17 protein-coding genes are annotated in these 16,685 nt (G+C 55.7%); 8 read left to right on the plus strand and 9 right to left on the minus strand.

Annotated features, from left to right (window positions below; translation table 11 throughout):
* The first annotated feature begins 290 nt into the window (after window positions 1-290).
* The 4 genes from rhaB to rhaM all read left to right on the plus strand — a co-directional run bounded on the left by rhaB (window position 291) and on the right by rhaM (window position 4,250).
* On the plus strand, window positions 291-1,763 hold the full coding sequence (rhaB, locus tag EDC52_RS11595; protein WP_131865474.1) for a rhamnulokinase: 1,473 nt from the start codon (window positions 291-293) through the stop codon (window positions 1,761-1,763).
* A complete protein-coding gene (locus EDC52_RS11600) occupies window positions 1,760-3,016 on the plus strand; it encodes an L-rhamnose isomerase (protein WP_131865475.1) in 1,257 nt (418 codons plus the stop codon). Before rhaB ends, EDC52_RS11600 begins: the two co-directional genes overlap by 4 nt.
* Window positions 3,017-3,029: 13 nt before the next feature.
* Window positions 3,030-3,857: a rhamnulose-1-phosphate aldolase gene (gene rhaD, locus EDC52_RS11605; protein ID WP_131865476.1), complete on the plus strand. Its 828-nt coding sequence runs from the start codon at window positions 3,030-3,032 to the stop codon at window positions 3,855-3,857.
* A 78-nt stretch (window positions 3,858-3,935) separates the two neighbouring features.
* Window positions 3,936-4,250 carry an L-rhamnose mutarotase gene (gene rhaM, locus EDC52_RS11610; protein ID WP_131865477.1) on the plus strand — a complete coding sequence of 105 codons (315 nt, stop codon included), beginning with the start codon at window positions 3,936-3,938 and terminating at the stop codon, window positions 4,248-4,250.
* 95 nt (window positions 4,251-4,345) lie between these two features.
* Here the strand turns inward: rhaM and ruvX are convergent, their stop codons facing one another.
* The 8 genes from ruvX to metK form a co-directional block, all read right to left on the minus strand.
* Window positions 4,346-4,768, minus strand: coding sequence for a Holliday junction resolvase RuvX (ruvX, locus tag EDC52_RS11615; RefSeq protein ID WP_131865478.1), 423 nt, complete (start codon window positions 4,766-4,768; stop codon window positions 4,346-4,348).
* A complete protein-coding gene (locus EDC52_RS11620; RefSeq protein WP_131865479.1) occupies window positions 4,768-5,331 on the minus strand; it encodes a YqgE/AlgH family protein in 564 nt (187 codons plus the stop codon). The genes ruvX and EDC52_RS11620 overlap by 1 nt, the downstream gene beginning before the upstream one ends.
* A gap of 113 nt (window positions 5,332-5,444) precedes the next feature.
* The gene (gshB, locus tag EDC52_RS11625) at window positions 5,445-6,398 is read right to left on the minus strand and encodes a glutathione synthase (RefSeq protein ID WP_131865480.1); all 954 of its coding nucleotides are present in this window, start codon (window positions 6,396-6,398) and stop codon (window positions 5,445-5,447) included.
* Between the two features lie 11 nt (window positions 6,399-6,409).
* On the minus strand, window positions 6,410-7,138 hold the full coding sequence (gene rsmE, locus EDC52_RS11630) for a 16S rRNA (uracil(1498)-N(3))-methyltransferase (protein ID WP_131865481.1): 729 nt from the start codon (window positions 7,136-7,138) through the stop codon (window positions 6,410-6,412).
* A 105-nt stretch (window positions 7,139-7,243) separates the two neighbouring features.
* Window positions 7,244-7,951, minus strand: a complete 708-nt coding sequence (gene endA / locus EDC52_RS11635; protein WP_131865482.1) for a deoxyribonuclease I — start codon at window positions 7,949-7,951, stop codon at window positions 7,244-7,246.
* Between the two features lie 70 nt (window positions 7,952-8,021).
* Window positions 8,022-8,561 carry a SprT family zinc-dependent metalloprotease gene (locus EDC52_RS11640; RefSeq protein ID WP_131865483.1) on the minus strand — a complete coding sequence of 180 codons (540 nt, stop codon included), beginning with the start codon at window positions 8,559-8,561 and terminating at the stop codon, window positions 8,022-8,024.
* 235 nt (window positions 8,562-8,796) lie between these two features.
* On the minus strand, window positions 8,797-10,191 hold the full coding sequence (locus tag EDC52_RS11645; RefSeq protein ID WP_131865484.1) for a sugar porter family MFS transporter: 1,395 nt from the start codon (window positions 10,189-10,191) through the stop codon (window positions 8,797-8,799).
* 378 nt (window positions 10,192-10,569) lie between these two features.
* Window positions 10,570-11,724, minus strand: coding sequence for a methionine adenosyltransferase (metK, locus tag EDC52_RS11650; RefSeq protein ID WP_131865485.1), 1,155 nt, complete (start codon window positions 11,722-11,724; stop codon window positions 10,570-10,572).
* 394 nt (window positions 11,725-12,118) lie between these two features.
* Between metK and EDC52_RS11655 the strand changes: the two genes are divergently transcribed.
* From EDC52_RS11655 to speB, 3 genes are all read left to right on the plus strand, one after another.
* Window positions 12,119-12,325 carry a hypothetical protein gene (locus EDC52_RS11655; protein WP_131865486.1) on the plus strand — a complete coding sequence of 69 codons (207 nt, stop codon included), beginning with the start codon at window positions 12,119-12,121 and terminating at the stop codon, window positions 12,323-12,325.
* 213 nt (window positions 12,326-12,538) lie between these two features.
* Window positions 12,539-14,515: a biosynthetic arginine decarboxylase gene (gene speA, locus EDC52_RS11660; protein ID WP_131865487.1), complete on the plus strand. Its 1,977-nt coding sequence runs from the start codon at window positions 12,539-12,541 to the stop codon at window positions 14,513-14,515.
* Between the two features lie 16 nt (window positions 14,516-14,531).
* Entirely contained in the window at window positions 14,532-15,449 is a 918-nt protein-coding gene (speB, locus tag EDC52_RS11665) for an agmatinase (RefSeq protein ID WP_131865488.1), read from the plus strand.
* Window positions 15,450-15,528: 79 nt separating this feature from the next.
* On the opposite strand, the gene loiP is transcribed toward speB, so the two are convergent.
* On the minus strand, window positions 15,529-16,284 hold the full coding sequence (loiP, locus tag EDC52_RS11670; protein ID WP_131865489.1) for a metalloprotease LoiP: 756 nt from the start codon (window positions 16,282-16,284) through the stop codon (window positions 15,529-15,531).
* Between the two features lie 297 nt (window positions 16,285-16,581).
* Here loiP and EDC52_RS11675 point away from each other — a divergent pair.
* A partial coding sequence (locus EDC52_RS11675) for a hypothetical protein (RefSeq protein WP_131864046.1) occupies window positions 16,582-16,685 on the plus strand: 104 nt, incomplete at its 3' end.

A 16,685-nucleotide genomic window follows, 5' to 3' on the forward strand; every position in this document is an offset into this window, starting at 1 on the left:
CATAAAGCTGCCGCAAGCGCTGCTGCCTTGAATAAATGACCTGCATTTGTTTCATTGCTGTTATTTTTTAAAGATTGGCCGACTGTTATGCAGAATTGAGGCAAGGATCACAGCCAATCAGGCCGCCCGCCCCACGCTATCCCCGCCGAGCAGATCTCTGTTTTGTGATCCGTTTCACGCTCATCTTGACGATTTTGCCAGCCCCATCAGGGGGGTGGCAGCCACCGGAAGGTGGCCAACGCGGTAAGTCCCTACACTGCGAGCCATGAAATGGAGAGGGATTACTGACTATGGCCGTGCGTAATATTGTCGCTATCGACCTGGGAGCGTCCAGCGGAAGAGTGATGCTGGCCACTTGGCATACGGACCGGCAAGCGATAACGCTTGAAGAGATTCATCGCTTTACCAATGGCTTTGTCGCCCGCGATGGGCATGATTGCTGGGATCTGGATGCTCTCTATCAGGAAATTATCGCCGGGATAACCCGACTTGATGCCGCAGGCACCGTGATCGACAGCCTCGGCATCGATACCTGGGGAGTGGATTACGTGCTGCTTGATAGCCAGGGCGAACGCGTGGCGCCCACGGTGTCCTACCGGGACCATCGAACCGATGGCGTGATGGCGACCGTACTCAGCCAGTTGGGTCGGGATAAGATCTACCGGCACACCGGCATCCAGTTCCTGCCTTTCAATACGCTCTATCAGCTGAAAGCCTGGCGCGACAGCCAGCCTGACGGCATTGATCAGGTCAGCCATCTGCTGATGATCCCTGATTATTTCCACTATCGGCTGACCGGCGCGCTGAACTGGGAATATACCAACGCCAGCACCACCCAACTGCTTAACCTGGCCACCGGCGACTGGGACCAGGCATTGCTCGATTACCTGGCGATTCCTCGTCAGTGGCTGGGCACACCTTCGGCTCCCGGCAATCGGCTGGGTAGCTGGCAGAGCCCCAGCGGCCAGCAGGTACCGGTTATTGCCGTGGCTACCCACGATACCGCCAGCGCGGTGGTGGCAGCGCCGCTGTTTTCCTCCACCAGCGCCTATCTCAGCTCCGGCACCTGGTCGCTGATGGGGGTTGAGAGCCAAACGCCGTACAACGACGCCAACGCTCTGGCGCTGAACATCACCAATGAAGGCGGCATCAATGGGCGTTTTCGCGTGCTGAAGAACATCATGGGGCTCTGGTTGCTGACCCGGGTCTGCGAAGAGCAGCAGGTCGCCAGCCTGGCGGCCCTGCTGGACGCCGTCGCTGAGCGCCCGGCATTTGCCAGCCTTATCAATCCCAATGACGACCGGTTTATCAATCCGCCATCAATGACCGAAGCCATTCGGGCTGCCTGCCGCGAGCATGGACAACCGGTGCCGCAGGACACCGCTGCGCTGGCTCGCTGCATCTTTGACAGTCTGGCGTTGCTCTATCGGCAGGTGCTGCAGGAACTGGCATCGCTAAGCGGCTCGCCGCTGACCCATCTGCATATCGTCGGCGGCGGCAGTCAGAATCATTTACTTAACCAGCTGTGCGCCGACTGCTGTCAGGTTGCGGTTACCGCCGGTCCGGTAGAAGCGTCGACCCTTGGCAACATCGGCTGCCAACTGATGGCCTTGGGTGAGGTTGAAGATGTCACCGCCTGGCGCCGGACGCTGGAGCAGAATTTTCCTCTGCGCCATTACACACCCCAAACACATCCCGATTTTGCCAATCACTGGCAACGCTTTGTAGCGCTCTGCCCATTGCAAGAGGAAGTATCATTATGAGTCAATCGCTTGAACAAGCCTGGCAACTGGCCAAGCAACGCTATGCGGACATTGATGTCAGTGTGGACGGCGCGCTCGAATTATTGGATACCCTGCCGGTATCAATGCACTGCTGGCAGGGCGACGATGTCGCCGGCTTTGAGAATCCCGGCGGCTCGCTGACCGGCGGCATCCAGGCAACCGGCAGTTATCCCGGCAAAGCCACTAACCCGGGCCAATTGCGGGCCGACCTGGAACAGGCTTTTGCGCTGATTCCCGGTCCCAAGCGTCTGAACCTGCACGCGATTTATCTGGAAGCTGAGGGTAAAGTCGATCGTAATGAAATTGAGCCTAAGCATTTCTCCCAATGGGTGAGCTGGGCGCGCCAGCATCAGCTGGGCCTGGATTTCAACCCTACCTGCTTCTCTCATCCGCTCAGCGCGGACGGTTTTACCCTGTCCCATGCGGACGACAATATTCGCCAGTTCTGGATTGAGCACTGCCAGGCTAGCCGTCATATCTCCGCTTATTTCGGTAAGGAACTGGGCACCCCTTCGGTAATGAATATCTGGGTCCCCGACGGCATGAAAGACCTGACCGTTGATCGTCTGGCACCGCGTCAGCGTCTGCTGGCGGCGCTGGATACGGTAATCTCGGAAAAACTGGACAGCAAGCATCATATCGATGCGGTAGAAAGCAAGCTGTTCGGCATCGGCGCCGAAAGTTACACCGTTGGCTCCAGCGAATTCTATCTGGGCTATGCCACCAGCCGCGGCACCGCGCTGTGCCTGGATGCCGGTCATTTTCATCCGACCGAAGTCATCTCTGACAAGATTTCCAGCGCCATACTGTATGTGCCGCGCCTGCTGCTGCATGTCAGCCGTCCGGTGCGCTGGGACAGCGATCATGTGGTGCTGCTGGATGATGAAACCCAGGCTATCGCCAATGAGATCGTGCGCCAGAAGTTGTTTAACCGCGTTCATATCGGCCTGGACTTCTTTGATGCCTCGATTAACCGCATCGCCGCCTGGGTTATCGGCACCCGTAATATGAAAAAAGCGCTGCTACGCGCCCTGCTTGAACCGACCGAGCAATTGCGTCAGTTGGAAAGGGACGGCGATTACACCGCCCGCCTGGCGTTGCTGGAAGAACAAAAATCGCTGCCCTGGCAGGCAGTGTGGGACAAATATTGCCAGTTACATGACGTTCCGGTCGGCGCCGAGTGGCTGCAATCGGTTCGCGAGTATGAACATTCCGTATTAAGCACACGCTAAAGGACACCGAGTTATGCAAACTATTCTTACTTCCTGGTTCGTCCAGGGTATGGTCAAGGCGACCACCGATATGTGGCTTAAGGGTTGGGATGAACGCAATGGCGGTAACGTCAGCCTGCGCCTGACCCCGGAAGATGTGGCCCCTTACCGGGCGGATTTTGCCCTGCAGCCGCGCACCGAAAAGCTGAGCGAACCGGTTCCTGATCTTGCCGATACCTGGTTCCTGGTGACCGGTTCAGGCAAATTCTTCCGGAATGTTCAGCTGTCGCCGGCCGATAACCTGGCGCTGCTGCGGGTCAATGCCGCGGGCGACGCCTACAGTATTTTCTGGGGCCTGGGCGCCGGCGGACTGCCGACCTCTGAACTGGCGACCCACTTCCAGTCTCATGCGGTACGCAAGCAGGTTACCCATGGCGCCGATCGGGTTATCATGCACTGCCATGCGACCAATCTTATCGCCCTGAGTTTTGTACTGGACCTGGACACCGATCATTTCACCCGTGAACTGTGGGAAGGCAGTACCGAATGCCTGGTGGTGTTCCCTGACGGCGTCGGCATTATCCCCTGGATGGTGCCCGGCACCGACGGCATTGGCAACGCTACATCGGAGAAAATGCATCACCATTCGCTGGTACTGTGGCCGTTCCACGGTATTTTCGCCAGCGGCCCGAGCCTGGACGATGCCTTCGGTCTTATCGATACCGCCGAGAAATCAGCCGAAATCATGGTCAAGGTGCGCTCGATGGGCGGCAAAAGGCAGACTATCAGCCGTGATGAGCTGATTGCCCTGGGCAAACGCTTTGGCGTCAAGCCGCTGGAGTCGGCATTGAACGTGGAATAATTCGCTGTGATAGCCCGTTGCCGCTGTTGCCATCAGGCAGCGGCGGCAAGCCCGCCATACCGGTAAAGGAGCAGAACGATGATCAGAAAAGCCTTTGTCATGCAGGTCAATCCTGACGCCCATGACGAATATCAGCGCCGTCATAATCCGATATGGCCGGAGCTTGAGCAGACCTTAAAGAGCCATGGCGCCCATCATTACCAGATCTTCCTGGATAAAAAGCGAAACCTGCTGTTTGCCTCGGTTGAAATCGAGTCCGAAGCTCGCTGGAATGCGGTCGCCCAGACCGAAATCTGTCAGCGCTGGTGGAAACACATGACCGATGTGATGCCGGCCAATGCAGACCACAGCCCCAAGAGCGATGAGCTGCTTGAGGTTTTTTATTTGCCTTGAGCGGTGCCGAAAGGCGTCGTACCGCAAGCCCGGCGAACCGATGGTTAACGACACGGGGAACCCAACTCTCGGCGCTGTGGGACCTCACCGCTGACTCAGCCGGGAGACTGTTCAAACCAGCTTTCAAGGATCACCACGGCCGAGCCGGCATCGATGCGGCCTTTCTGCAGCGCCCGATAGCCGCCGTGTTCGAACAGCCCTGCCTTGGCCTCCACGGTGCTGAGGCGTTCGTCATGCAGCAGCACCTCAATACCGAATCGTCCCGCAAGCCGATTGGCGAACTTCCTGGCCCGGGCGGTCAGCGGCTGTTCGGTACCGTCCATATTTAACGGCAGCCCGACGATAAGCAGGCTGGGTTGCCATTCTTTAAGCAACTTTTCTATCAGCGACCAGTCCGGTGTGCCATCCTGCGCCTTGAAGGCCGCCAGCGGGCGGGCGGTGCGAGTGACTTCCTGGCCGATCGCCACGCCGATGCTTTTGGTGCCGAAATCAAAGGCCATCATGGTGCGGCTGGCCATTATGCGTGGCCCGCCTGATTGGCGATATTATGGATATCGATGCCGATCTTTTTGGCCGCCTCGCGCCAGCGGGCGCTTATCGGCGTATGGAACAGGATATCGCTGTCGGCAGGGGTGGTCAGCCAGGCATTTTCCAGCAGCTCCTGCTCCAGCTGGCCTTTCTCCCAGCCGGCGTAGCCCAGGGCGACCAGCACGTCTTGCGGCTGATCGGCGGTGCCCAGCGTCTCCAGTACATCCTTGGAGGTGGTTATCATGGTCTCTGGCGAAATCTCGATACTCGATCCAAACCCTTCCCTCGGCGTGTGCAGGATGAAACCGCGATCGTCAGCCATCGGTCCGCCGGCGAACACCGGTTTATCCAGGCGGATCGCCGGGTCACGTTTGGCAGGCATGATTTTCAATTTATGCAATACCGATTCAACGGTGAACTGCTCCACCGGCTTATTGATGACGATCCCCATGGCGCCGTCATCATTGTGCTCGCAGATATAAATAACCGAGCGCTTGAACAGCGGGTCCGAAAGCGCGGGCATAGCGATAAGAAAGTGATGCTGTAGATTCATTCTGTCAGTGTGCAGGTCATGTTAGTTTAATAAAGAGGCGAGGTTCAGTATGAGGGCAAACCGGGAATATGTCACTCGCTGCGGGCCAATTCAGCCCGCAGCCACGCTGAGGGCTAGGCGCTGGCGCTGAGCCTCTTTTCAATGGCGTCCATCAGCATGCCGGTAATTGAAATCGGGAATGCCGCTTCAATCTCGCGTATGCAGGTAGGGCTGGTGACGTTAATTTCAGTCAGCTTGTCGCCGATAATATCCAGGCCGACGAAAATCAGGCCTTTTTGCTTAAGCACCGGCGCCACGTCGCGGGCGATTTTCCAATCGCTGTCGGTCAGTGGACGGGCTTCGCCGCGGCCGCCGGCCGCCAGGTTGCCCCGCGTCTCGCCGCTTTTCGGTATCCGGGCCAGGCAATAGGGCACCGGCTCGCCATCGACCACCAGCACGCGCTTGTCGCCGTCCTTGATTGCCGGCAGGAAATTCTGCGCCATACAGAAATGCTGGCCGTAGCCGGTCAGGGTTTCAATGATCACCGACAGATTGGGATCGTCTTGCTTGACGCGGAAAATGGAGGTACCGCCCATGCCGTCGAGCGGCTTGAGGATGATATCGCCATGCTGCTGCCAGAATGCACGGATATGGGCATCGCTGCGGCTGACCAGGGTATCCGGCGTATGGTGCGCAAACCAGGCGGTGAACAGTTTTTCATTGCAGTCACGCAGGCTCTGCGGCTTATTGACGATAAGCGTGCCCTGGTCTTCGGCGCGTTCCAGGATATAGGTGGCATAGATAAATTCGGTGTCGAACGGCGGATCCTTGCGCATCAGGATAACATCCAGCGAGCCCAGCTCGATATCCTGCTCGCCATGGAAGCTGTACCATTGGTCGTAATCCTGTTTCACCGCCAGCAAGCGGGTGGCTGCCCTGGCCTCGCCACCGCGCAGGTAAAGGGAACTCATTTCCATATAGTGGATTTGCCAGCCGCGACGTTGGGCCTCGAGCAGCATGGCGAAGCTGCTGTCTTTTTTGATATTGATGGACGCTATCGGGTCCATCACAATGCCTATCTTGATCATTATTATCTCCTTTACCCCAGATCGCCGAAACGTACCTGCAATGCGGTGATGGCGGTGAGAGCTGTGGTTTCTGTGCGCAAAACGCGGGGCCCCAGCAGGATATCGGTAAATCCCTGCCTGGAGGTCATGTCTATCTCTGGTGCCGACAGGCCGCCTTCCGGCCCTATCAGCAGGCGAATGCTTTCCACCGGCAGCGCCAGGGTATTGATGCTCTGACGGGCGCGCGGATGCAGATTGAGCTTCAGCCCGTCCGCAGGCTCGGCGCACCAGTCTTCAAGCGTCATGGCGTCACGGATCAGCGGCACGCTGTTGCGTCCACACTGCTCGCAGGCGCCAATAGCGATTTTTTGCCACTGCTGTATTTTTTTCGCCAGACGCTCACCTTCCAGCTTGACGCCACAGCGCTCTGAAAACAATGGGGTAATCACATTTACCCCTAATTCAATGGATTTCTGAATGGTAAATTCCATTTTTTCACCCCGCGACATCACCTGGCCCAGATGCAGATGCAGCGGCGACTCGCGGTCCGCCAGTTCACCGGCCATGACCTTGGCAACGGCGGTTTTTTTATCCAGACCCTCAAGTTGGGCGGAATAAATATGGTTACTGCCGTCAAACAGCTCAATCGGCTGACCTGGCGCCATTCGCAGTACGCGAAGATGGTGGGCCGCGTCTTCGCTCAAGGCAATGGTTTGGCCTTGAGCGAGCGGTGCCGGATGATAAATTCGCGGAATTCGCATGTCGGTATTGTTCAGGATCCTGTGAGTTGCTCTGCCGCGGCATCAGCCTGCGGCTCGTTGTATTTCAGGCGGCAGCGGTGTTACTGCCAGGGGTATCAGTGTAGGTCAGCCTTTTTGCCTCTGACAAGCTTGCGAAATATAGGGATTGGCATTGCCCTGTACTGCCGCGATGCGCAGATTGCGTTTGCACTCCCAGGCGGTTACCGGATACTGGCGGTCCCATACTTCAAATAGCTGAGTCTGCTGGCGGGACAGACGCAGTTGATACTGGTCACGCATATAGAAATAGGTACGGGCAATGGCGCCACGCGCCGGGGCAGGGGGTTCCACCTGCTTATTCTTGAAATCGACTTTCATCGGACACTGGCCATATTGTCCTTCGCCGCCACGCCACTGCGTAAATTGGTAGTTACCGCGATCGCCGTTAACTTCACCGATCGCCGGCTGAAGATTATGCAGATCGGTTTCTATTTTACGGTAACCCGCATCTTTAGCGCAGGCCTTACGGCCGCCTTGTTGCCAGCACTGCCGCTGGTGGCCGAATTCCCATGCCGGCATAACGTGTTCCCATTCGATACGATTCGCACGCAACTCGCTTTTTCGCACGGTATAGCCACATGAGGCTAAATCAGGCGTGCCTTTTTTCCCCTGCCAGCTGATGCTGCAGCCGCAGTAAAAACTGCCCGGTCCGTCCTGGTTGATTTTCACCGCCGCGGCCTTGGCCTGGTTAAAGTTATTGATCTTCTGGGCGGCGGATACGTTCGAGGCTAGCAGAAAGGTGAGGGTGATAAAATATAAGGTTTTGCGAATCATATTCATTTTTTTATAAAGGAAAACGGCAGGGTAGCGAATTGCAGCGCTCCAGGCAATCGGAACGCTGCACCTAATCCCTTTCCGGTAAAGCCTTTAATTGAGACGTTTGGCGCTCGGCCGGGCGCAGCAGCTCGCCGCAGTGCCGGCAGCGATATTGCGCCTCGCCACGCTGTACCCGTTTATGCCGGCGCACCGTCAGAGAGTGGGCCTGGCAACGGCACAGATAAGACCAGGTTTTGGTCGGCAGCGCGTCAAGGCTGAAATTGTGTGTGCGGCTGGGCGAAGTGTGTAGTACCTGTGACATCATCCAGCGCCATTCCCTGCCGTGGGGCGCTACCCGACCGAATTGCCGGTATACCAGCAGATGAGCCAGCTCGTGGGGTACCACTTCATCGATAAACATCTGCTGATTTTCGATTAGCAGCAGGGGATTGAGCCGGATCTCCCATTTTTCCAGCCAGGCGGTGCCGGCAGAAGTGCCTCTCTGCTGGTAGTTGATCAGCGGCACGGCAAACTCGCGGCCAAAGTGGGTTTCGGCCAGCAGCAGCTTGCTCCGCAGGCAGCGCATTACGGCTTGCTGAAGGGCGATGGGGATACGGACGGGTTTCATAGCGCCAAGATTAACGGTGCCCCTGTAACGATGCAAGCACCGGCAGCCGTCGAGGGGCATTAATTCATCTCCCTGCAACGATGCAAGCACCGGCAGCCGTCGAGGGGGATAAGTTGATCTCCCGGGGCGATAGGCTGTTGGTGGCGGCAGAGGGAAGCTGGCGGAGTTGAAAGCCGGTGGATAAACCCCGCTGATTGTTCAGCGGGGCAATGCAGCGGTTGCTAACGGGTGGATATCAGCGTGAGCCGATATCCCGCAGGGGTTTGCCTTTCATCAGGTTACGTTCGATATGCTCAAGGGAAATATTTTTGGTTTCCGGAATAAGCATAAAGGTCAGGATGATAAACAGGATGTTTAACGCGCCGTATACCCAGAAGGTATTGGCATTGCCAAGGGTGTCCAGCATGGTCAGGAAGGTAGCCCCGACAATCATGTTGGCAATCCAGTTGGTTGCCGTTGAGACGGTAATACCGAAATCACGGCCTTTAAGCGGCTGGATTTCAGAACACAGTACCCAAATCAGTGGGCCGGCGCTCATGGCAAAACCGACAATGAACATCATCAGCATCGCAATGGCGAAGTATTTCATGGCGTCGGTTTCGATACCCAGATGCAGCAGCGCGCCCAAAACGCCCATGCCGACCGCCATCACCAGGAAGCCCAGTTTCAGCGTCGGTTTCCTACCCCAGCGGTCAACCAGTCCGATAGCGATAAAGGTGGCCAATACGTTGACCAGACCGACAATTACCGTACCCCACATCTGATCAGTGGTGCTGGAGAAACCGGCCATGCCGAAAATTTTCGGCGCGTAATACATAATGACGTTCATACCGGTGAATTGCTGCATCACCTGCAGCAGCACACCCAACCAGACTGCACGACGGAAGTTGCCGTTGCTCTTGAACAGCGCCCAGCCGCTTTGCTTGATTTTCAGACTCTCGCGGATTTCGTCCAGCTCCGTTTTGGCCTGTTCAGAACCGCCGCGCAGCATATTAAGTACTTTTTCCGCTTCATGATAGCGACCACGGGCAGCTAGCCAGCGCGGACTGCGCGGCAAAAACAGCACGCCGACGAAAAGCAGTACCGCCGGAATGGTAATGATGCCGAGCATCCAGCGCCACGAGCCGGTATAGCTGAAGGCGGTATCGGATAAGTAAGCGGCCAGGATACCAATGGTTATCATCAGCTGATACATCGAGATCATGCTGCCGCGGATCTTCTCGGGGGCAATTTCAGACAGATAAAGCGGGGCGGTATAAGACGCAATACCGACTGCCAGACCGAGCAGCACCCGGGCAATGATCAGCAATTCAACATTAGGCGCGAATGCCGAACAAAGCGAACCGACGACAAACAAGATTGCCCCGATAAGCAGGCTGTATTTACGGCCCAGGCGAAATGACATCCAGCCTGCGCCTACGGCACCGACTGCTGCGCCAAACATCATGGAGCTGACCACCCACTCTTGCTGATGAGAGGTGATTTGGAATTCATCTGCCAGGAAAGGCAATGCCCCTGCAATGACGCCAATATCCAGTCCAAAAAGCAATCCGGCCAGCGCGGCCAGAAAACAAACAAAAAAGGTTATACGGCCATGGGAATGCCCGGACCTTTTTGAGGCAGTACTCATAGTACCTCCGTCCTTATTATGTAAATAATTAATTAGCGATGTTAATTAAACGTATACTGCCGAAGTGTGATTTAGATCACAAACATGTAATCGGTTACATAAAATTTTGACCGATTGTTAGCATTATTATCTTTTTACATACCTGCAGCCGCGCATATCAGCAGAAAAGTCGCCCTGATGAAGTCGGAAAATTCCGATAGACCGTCACCAGCTGAAAATAGACGTAACAAAATCAATTATAATAATAACCATGATTTATATATGACTGTAAATACAGGATTTAACGGCTGTAATCGTTTTCATTCATGACAAAAAAAAACGGTAACCCTTGGATTACCGTTTCTAGTGTAGATGAAGTTTTGTTTTTGGCAGGCTAAGTTATTTTAAACCAGCAGCGTCGCGCAGCAGTTCCGCTTTGTCGGTCTTTTCCCATGGGAAATGTTCACGACCAAAGTGGCCATAGGCCGCCGTTTCGCGATAAATCGGCTGCAGCAGATCCAGCATGGTGATGAGGCCATAAGGACGTAAATCAAAGAATTCACGTACCAGCTGGGTCAGCTTGTCGGTCGAGATCTTTTCAGTGCCGAACGTTTCGATGGTAATCGAAGTCGGTTCAGCCACGCCGATGGCGTAAGACACCTGAATTTCACAGCGATCGGCCAGGCCGGCGGCAACAATATTCTTAGCCACATAGCGGGCTGCATACGCAGCTGAACGGTCAACCTTGGACGGATCCTTGCCGGAGAACGCGCCGCCGCCGTGACGGGCCATGCCGCCGTATGTATCGACGATGATTTTACGTCCGGTCAGGCCACAGTCGCCCATCGGGCCGCCGATGACAAACCGGCCGGTCGGGTTGATGAAGAATTTGGTACTGGCCGAGAGCCATTCAGCCGGCAGTACCGGTTTGATGATCTCTTCCATGACCGCTTCCTGCAGGGTGGTCAGAGAAACCTCTTCGGAATGCTGAGTAGATAGCACCACCGCGTCGATACCGACGATTTTGCCATTGTCATAGGCAAAAGTGACCTGACTTTTGGCATCGGGACGCAGCCAGGGCAGGGTACCGTTTTTACGGACCTGTGACTGGCGCGCGACCAGGCGGTGAGCGTAAGTGATAGGGGCCGGCATCAGCACTTCTGTTTCATTGGTGGCGTAACCAAACATCAGTCCCTGGTCGCCGGCGCCTTGTTCCAAGGGATCAGCCCGGTCAACACCCTGGTTGATATCGGGTGATTGCTTGCCGATGGCGCTGAGTACGGCGCAGGAATTGGCATCAAAACCCATATCGGAATGTATATAGCCAATCTCGCGAATGGTGTTGCGGGTCAGTTCTTCAATATCAACCCAGGCGCTGGTGGTGATTTCACCGCCGACTAACACCATACCGGTTTTGACATAGGTTTCGCAGGCAACACGCGCCTTGGGATCCTGGGCGAGGATGGCATCAAGCACCGCATCGGAAATCTGATCGGCGATTTTATCGGGATGCCCTTCTGACACCGACTCGGACGTAAATAAATGTTTGGCCATGGCTTTTTTTACCTTAGTACGGGTTGCAAATGACTGCGTAGCGCTGGGGAGAGGGCATCAGTAAAACAGCGATGTTCTGATGATGACGTTACGCGTCATTGGACGTTCCCCGGAAAACGTGTTTAGCAGTAAAACAGTTAACCCGTATAGATGGATTAACTTCTGGATGGCTATTTTAAGGTACGCCGCTGACCGATTACCAGCGATTTTTAAGCTGAATTTTGTCAGCTTGTTAATCGGGTTACTCCGAAACTGCGATAATCGCCGGTAAAATAACGGCCTGGGTGAATTTCATTTTGCTTTTTGCCAGGGTTGGCGGTATAAATCCGGCGCTGGCGAAGGGCAGCTCCATCGCCGCACATTTACATCAGGTAACGCTTTTATCTGGCACACGATGCACACCGCGACAACGACGGTATTTCTGGAGGTGACGCAGTTAATGATCCGCAATCTACCGGCACTGTCCAACCCCGTTGCTGGCCATGAGCGTCGCCTTTACGCCATTGCTCCCTCTGCCATCATCACTGTTTTTCGTCGACGTTTCCGCTCTGGCTGCGCCTGCCGGGATCCCCGGGCCGGCACCGCTTTATCAGCCTGCTGAAGGCGGTGGCCCAGGCCGTTCATCCGGCTCATTTATCCGGCTATTTTTCATCCCGTTCCACGGAGTTCATCAAGGTGTTTTACAATTACTGTAATGATGTCGCGGGTAATGACCTTATCCCGCAGCGTTTTTTATTGACCCCCAACCTCCAGGTGTCGGGTACCGATAACCCGGTGAACAGGATCATCAACGTGAAATCAAGAGTGTGTCACCATGTCTGATGGTAACAACAAGCAGGGGCCGAGCCGAGCCGGACTCCAGGACAATATGCGTTCCATGCAGGAGGTAGCAATGAATGACAGCGATGCCAGCAAAATGCTGCAAACCTACAATGTCACCCATTGGGGCAATAACTACTATGACGTCAATGAGCTGGGCCATATCAGCGTCTGCCCCGATCCTGACTATCCTGAGGCCCGAGTCGATCTGGCCGAACTGGTAAAGGAACGGCAGCGTGACGGTCAGCGGCTGCCGGCGCTGTTTTGCTTTCCGCAAATCCTTCAGCACCGGCTGCGCTCTATTAATGGCGCTTTCAAGCGCGCCCGCGAGTCGTTTGGCTACCAGGGCGGCTATTTCCTGGTCTATCCGATCAAGGTAAACCAGCACCGCCGGGTGATTGAGTCGCTGGTGAACTCAGGCGAACCGCTGGGCCTGGAGGCCGGCTCCAAAGCCGAGCTGATGGCGGTGCTGGCTCATGCCGGCATGACCCGTACGGTGATTGTCTGTAATGGTTATAAAGATCGGGAATATATCCGCCTGGCGATGATAGGCGAAAAGCTCGGCCATAAAGTCTATCTGGTGATTGAAAAATTGACCGAGATAAAGCTGGTGCTGGAAGAGGCTGAACGTCTGAACGTGGTGCCGCGCCTGGGTGTACGTGCTCGTCTGGCCTCGCAAGGATCGGGTAAATGGCAGTCCAGCGGCGGTGAAAAATCCAAATTTGGCCTGGCGGCGGTTCAGGTGCTGCAACTGGTCGAACTGCTGCGCAGCAAAGGCCGTCTGGACAGTCTGCAACTGCTGCATTTCCATCTTGGATCGCAGTTGTCGAACATTCGCGATATCGCCTCAGGGGTGCGTGAGTCGGCGCGCTTCTATGTGGAACTGCATAAGCTGGGCGTCAATATTGAATGCTTCGATGTCGGCGGCGGTCTGGGGGTCGATTATGAAGGGACGCGTTCTCAGTCTGACTGTTCCGCCAACTATGGCTTGAACGAGTACGCCAACAATGTGATCTGGGGGATTGGCGACGCCTGTAATGAATATGGCCTGCCGCATCCTACGGTCATTACTGAATCGGGCCGGGCGGTAACTGCGCACCACACCGTGCTGGTGTCTAACGTGATAGGCGTTGAGCGCAACGAGTTTACCGAGCCTCACCCGCCGGCTGAAGATGCGCCCCGCGCGCTGGAAAGCCTGTGGCAGACCTGGCAGGAAATGCAGGAACCGCTTAATCGCCGCTCCCTGCGCGAGTGGCTGCATGACAGCCAGATGGACCTGCACGATGTCCATACCCATTATACCCATGGCATGCTCGACCTGACGCAGCGCGCCTGGGCCGAACAGCTGTATCTTAATATCTGCCAGCGGATCCAGACTCAGCTGGATCCGAGCAACCGCGCCCATCGGCCGATTATCGATGAACTTCAGGAGCGCATGGCTGATAAGCTTTATGTGAACTTCTCCCTGTTCCAATCGATGCCGGATGCCTGGGGTATAGATCAGCTGTTCCCGGTGCTGCCGCTGGAGGGGCTCGACAAGCCGCCGGTCGGTCGCGCGGTACTACTGGACATTACCTGTGACTCGGACGGGACCATTGATCATTATGTCGATGGCGACGGCATTGCCGCCACCATGCCGATGCCGCCATACGATCCTGATAATCCGCCGGCGTTGGGCTTTTTCATGGTCGGCGCGTATCAGGAAATCCTCGGCAATATGCATAACCTGTTCGGTGATACCGCAACGGTGGATGTTTTTGTCTTCAAAGACGGCAGCATTGAAGTCAACGAATCAGACGAAGGCGATACGGTAGCGGACATGCTGCGCTATGTGCAGCTGGATCCGGATGTGTTGCTGACGCGTTTCCGTGACCAGGTCAAGGAAACCGACCTGGACAGCGCATTGCAAACCGAGTTCCTCGAAGAGTTCGAGGCAGGTCTATACGGTTATACCTACCTTGAAGATGAATAATAATGAAGGACAAACCATGAACGCTACCCTGGCTAATAAATATGATAATTCGCTGGTGTCCAACGCCTTCGGATTTATGCGTTTTCCCTTGGAATTCAATCCTTACCAGAGCGATGCCGACTGGGTCATTACCGGTATTCCGTTTGATATGGCGACCTCAGGACGCTCCGGCAGCCGCCATGGCCCGGGCGCCATCCGCCAGATTTCGACCAACCTGGCCTGGGAAGGTAACCGTTGGCCGTGGGATTTTGACGTCCGCGAGCGTTTGAACGTCGTTGACTGCGGCGATCTGGTCTATGATTTTGGCGACGCCCAGGACTTGACTGACAAGCTGCAGGCTCATGCGGAACAGCTGCTGGCCAGCGGTAAACGCCTGCTGTCGTTCGGTGGCGACCATTATGTGACCCTGCCGCTGCTGCGCGCCCACGCCAAGCATTTTGGCAAGATGGCGCTGGTTCATTTTGATGCCCACACCGATACCTATTCCAATGGCGCCAAATTTGACCATGGCACCATGTTCTATCATGCACCTAAAGAAGGCCTTATCGACCCGACCCGTTCGGTGCAGATCGGTATCCGTACCGAGTATGATCGGGATAATGGTTTCAACGTACTGGATGCCGCTCAGGTCAATGATCGCAGCGTCGACGATATCCTGGCCCAAGTGCAGCAGATTGTCGGCGATATGCCGGTCTATCTGACGTTTGATATCGATTGCCTGGATCCGTCTGCCGCCCCCGGCACCGGCACCCCGGTTATCGGCGGCCTGACCTCCGATCGCGCACTGAAACTGGTGCGTGGCCTGCAATCGTTAAATATCGTTGGTATGGATCTGGTGGAAGTGGCGCCAGCTTACGATCATGCCCAGATCACGGCGCTGGCCGCCGCCACGCTGGCCCTGGAAATGCTGTATATCCAGGCAGCCAAGAAATAAAGCCTGCAGTCTGACGCTGACGGCTGAAACACAAAAGGGCGACATCATCGATGCCGCCCTTTTTGATGCCGCCGGACAGTTACTTGCCTGAAGCGATCCGGTCCCGGATATGCTGGGCACGCGCTTCGGAAGGCGGGTGGGAATCAAACATGCTGCTCGACTTGCCCTTATCCAGGCTGGCCAGCTTCTCGAAGCTGGTCACCAGTGCCTGCGTGCTCAGACCGCGCTTTTTCAATAAATCATATGAGTAATCATCGGCCTGGCTTTCCTGGCGCTGGGAGAACTGTGCGCCTACCAGGGCTTCACCCAAATCACCTAACTGGGACTGGGAAAGGGCTGCGGTAGCGCCGCCGACCGAGGTCGCGGCGGTGCGCGCGGCGGTCGTGGCATAGGCGACCTGCATCGCTTTACGGCTGTGGCCGAGCGCCACGTGGCCCATTTCATGGCCGAGCACCGCCTCGACTTCCTGGTCGGTCATCAAGTCCATCAGGCCGCTGTACACGCGGATGCAGCCGTTGGCCATTGCCCAGGCATTGACATCTGAGGTCTGGTAGACCTTATAGTTGGCCGGGGTGCCTTCGATATTGTCGCCCAGGGCGGCGGAAATCTTTTTGAGCCGTGCCGCATAGGTACTGCTGTCAGGCGCTATCTTGGCCTCCTGGTCCATTTTGGCGCAGGATTCCACGCTCAGGGTTTTTACCTGCTCGTCGGATAAGGTGGCGGCCGAAAAGGCCTGGGTGCCTGATTGCATCAGGGCATTGGTATCCATATTCTGACAACCGGCCAACAAGGCCAGGGCAATCGCTCCGCCCAGAAGAGTGCAGCTCTTATTCATTAATTAAATCCCTTTGAAATTGATTGTTGTAGTTTAGTTAAATAATGAGGCGCTGCAATGAATATGTCTGATTTTTGTCAGCCATAACAGGGGAAATGTCTGTAAATGTAAATCGATGCGTCCTTCAACTTGCCGAGTTCAGGGTATTTACACCTGATTTAGCGCTATTTACTGCATGTACAGCGTCCGTACAATCGGGGTACATTTATCCGGTTCCTTTTACGCCGCTGCATGACCAGGCAGAATGCGTTCCTCTGACTGATTACCGGCGTTTTTTTATCCGATCGGAGTAAAAACATGACTTCCCGTAAAGTGCTTGCCAATGCCATCCGCGTCCTCAGTATGGATGCGGTGCAGAAAGCCAACTCCGGCCATCCCGGTGCCCCAATGGGCATGGCCGA

The sequence above is a fragment of the Biostraticola tofi genome (assembly GCF_004343195.1).
Taxonomy (GTDB): Bacteria; Pseudomonadota; Gammaproteobacteria; order Enterobacterales; family Enterobacteriaceae; genus Biostraticola; species Biostraticola tofi.

Excerpts from the sequence above, each read along its gene's own strand:
- rhaB (WP_131865474.1), top strand. The coding sequence starts at position 291 with ATGGCCGTGCGTAATATTGTCGCTATCGACCTGGGAGCGTCCAGCGGA.
- EDC52_RS11600 (WP_131865475.1), top strand. The coding sequence starts at position 1,760 with ATGAGTCAATCGCTTGAACAAGCCTGGCAACTGGCCAAGCAACGCTAT.
- rhaD (WP_131865476.1), top strand. The coding sequence starts at position 3,030 with ATGCAAACTATTCTTACTTCCTGGTTCGTCCAGGGTATGGTCAAGGCG.
- rhaM (WP_131865477.1), top strand. The coding sequence starts at position 3,936 with ATGATCAGAAAAGCCTTTGTCATGCAGGTCAATCCTGACGCCCATGAC.
- ruvX (WP_131865478.1), bottom strand. The coding sequence starts at position 4,768 with ATGGCCAGCCGCACCATGATGGCCTTTGATTTCGGCACCAAAAGCATC.
- EDC52_RS11620 (WP_131865479.1), bottom strand. The coding sequence starts at position 5,331 with ATGAATCTACAGCATCACTTTCTTATCGCTATGCCCGCGCTTTCGGAC.
- gshB (WP_131865480.1), bottom strand. The coding sequence starts at position 6,398 with ATGATCAAGATAGGCATTGTGATGGACCCGATAGCGTCCATCAATATC.
- rsmE (WP_131865481.1), bottom strand. The coding sequence starts at position 7,138 with ATGCGAATTCCGCGAATTTATCATCCGGCACCGCTCGCTCAAGGCCAA.
- endA (WP_131865482.1), bottom strand. The coding sequence starts at position 7,951 with ATGATTCGCAAAACCTTATATTTTATCACCCTCACCTTTCTGCTAGCC.
- EDC52_RS11640 (WP_131865483.1), bottom strand. The coding sequence starts at position 8,561 with ATGAAACCCGTCCGTATCCCCATCGCCCTTCAGCAAGCCGTAATGCGC.
- EDC52_RS11645 (WP_131865484.1), bottom strand. The coding sequence starts at position 10,191 with ATGAGTACTGCCTCAAAAAGGTCCGGGCATTCCCATGGCCGTATAACC.
- metK (WP_131865485.1), bottom strand. The coding sequence starts at position 11,724 with ATGGCCAAACATTTATTTACGTCCGAGTCGGTGTCAGAAGGGCATCCC.
- EDC52_RS11655 (WP_131865486.1), top strand. The coding sequence starts at position 12,119 with ATGCACACCGCGACAACGACGGTATTTCTGGAGGTGACGCAGTTAATG.
- speA (WP_131865487.1), top strand. The coding sequence starts at position 12,539 with ATGTCTGATGGTAACAACAAGCAGGGGCCGAGCCGAGCCGGACTCCAG.
- speB (WP_131865488.1), top strand. The coding sequence starts at position 14,532 with ATGAACGCTACCCTGGCTAATAAATATGATAATTCGCTGGTGTCCAAC.
- loiP (WP_131865489.1), bottom strand. The coding sequence starts at position 16,284 with ATGAATAAGAGCTGCACTCTTCTGGGCGGAGCGATTGCCCTGGCCTTG.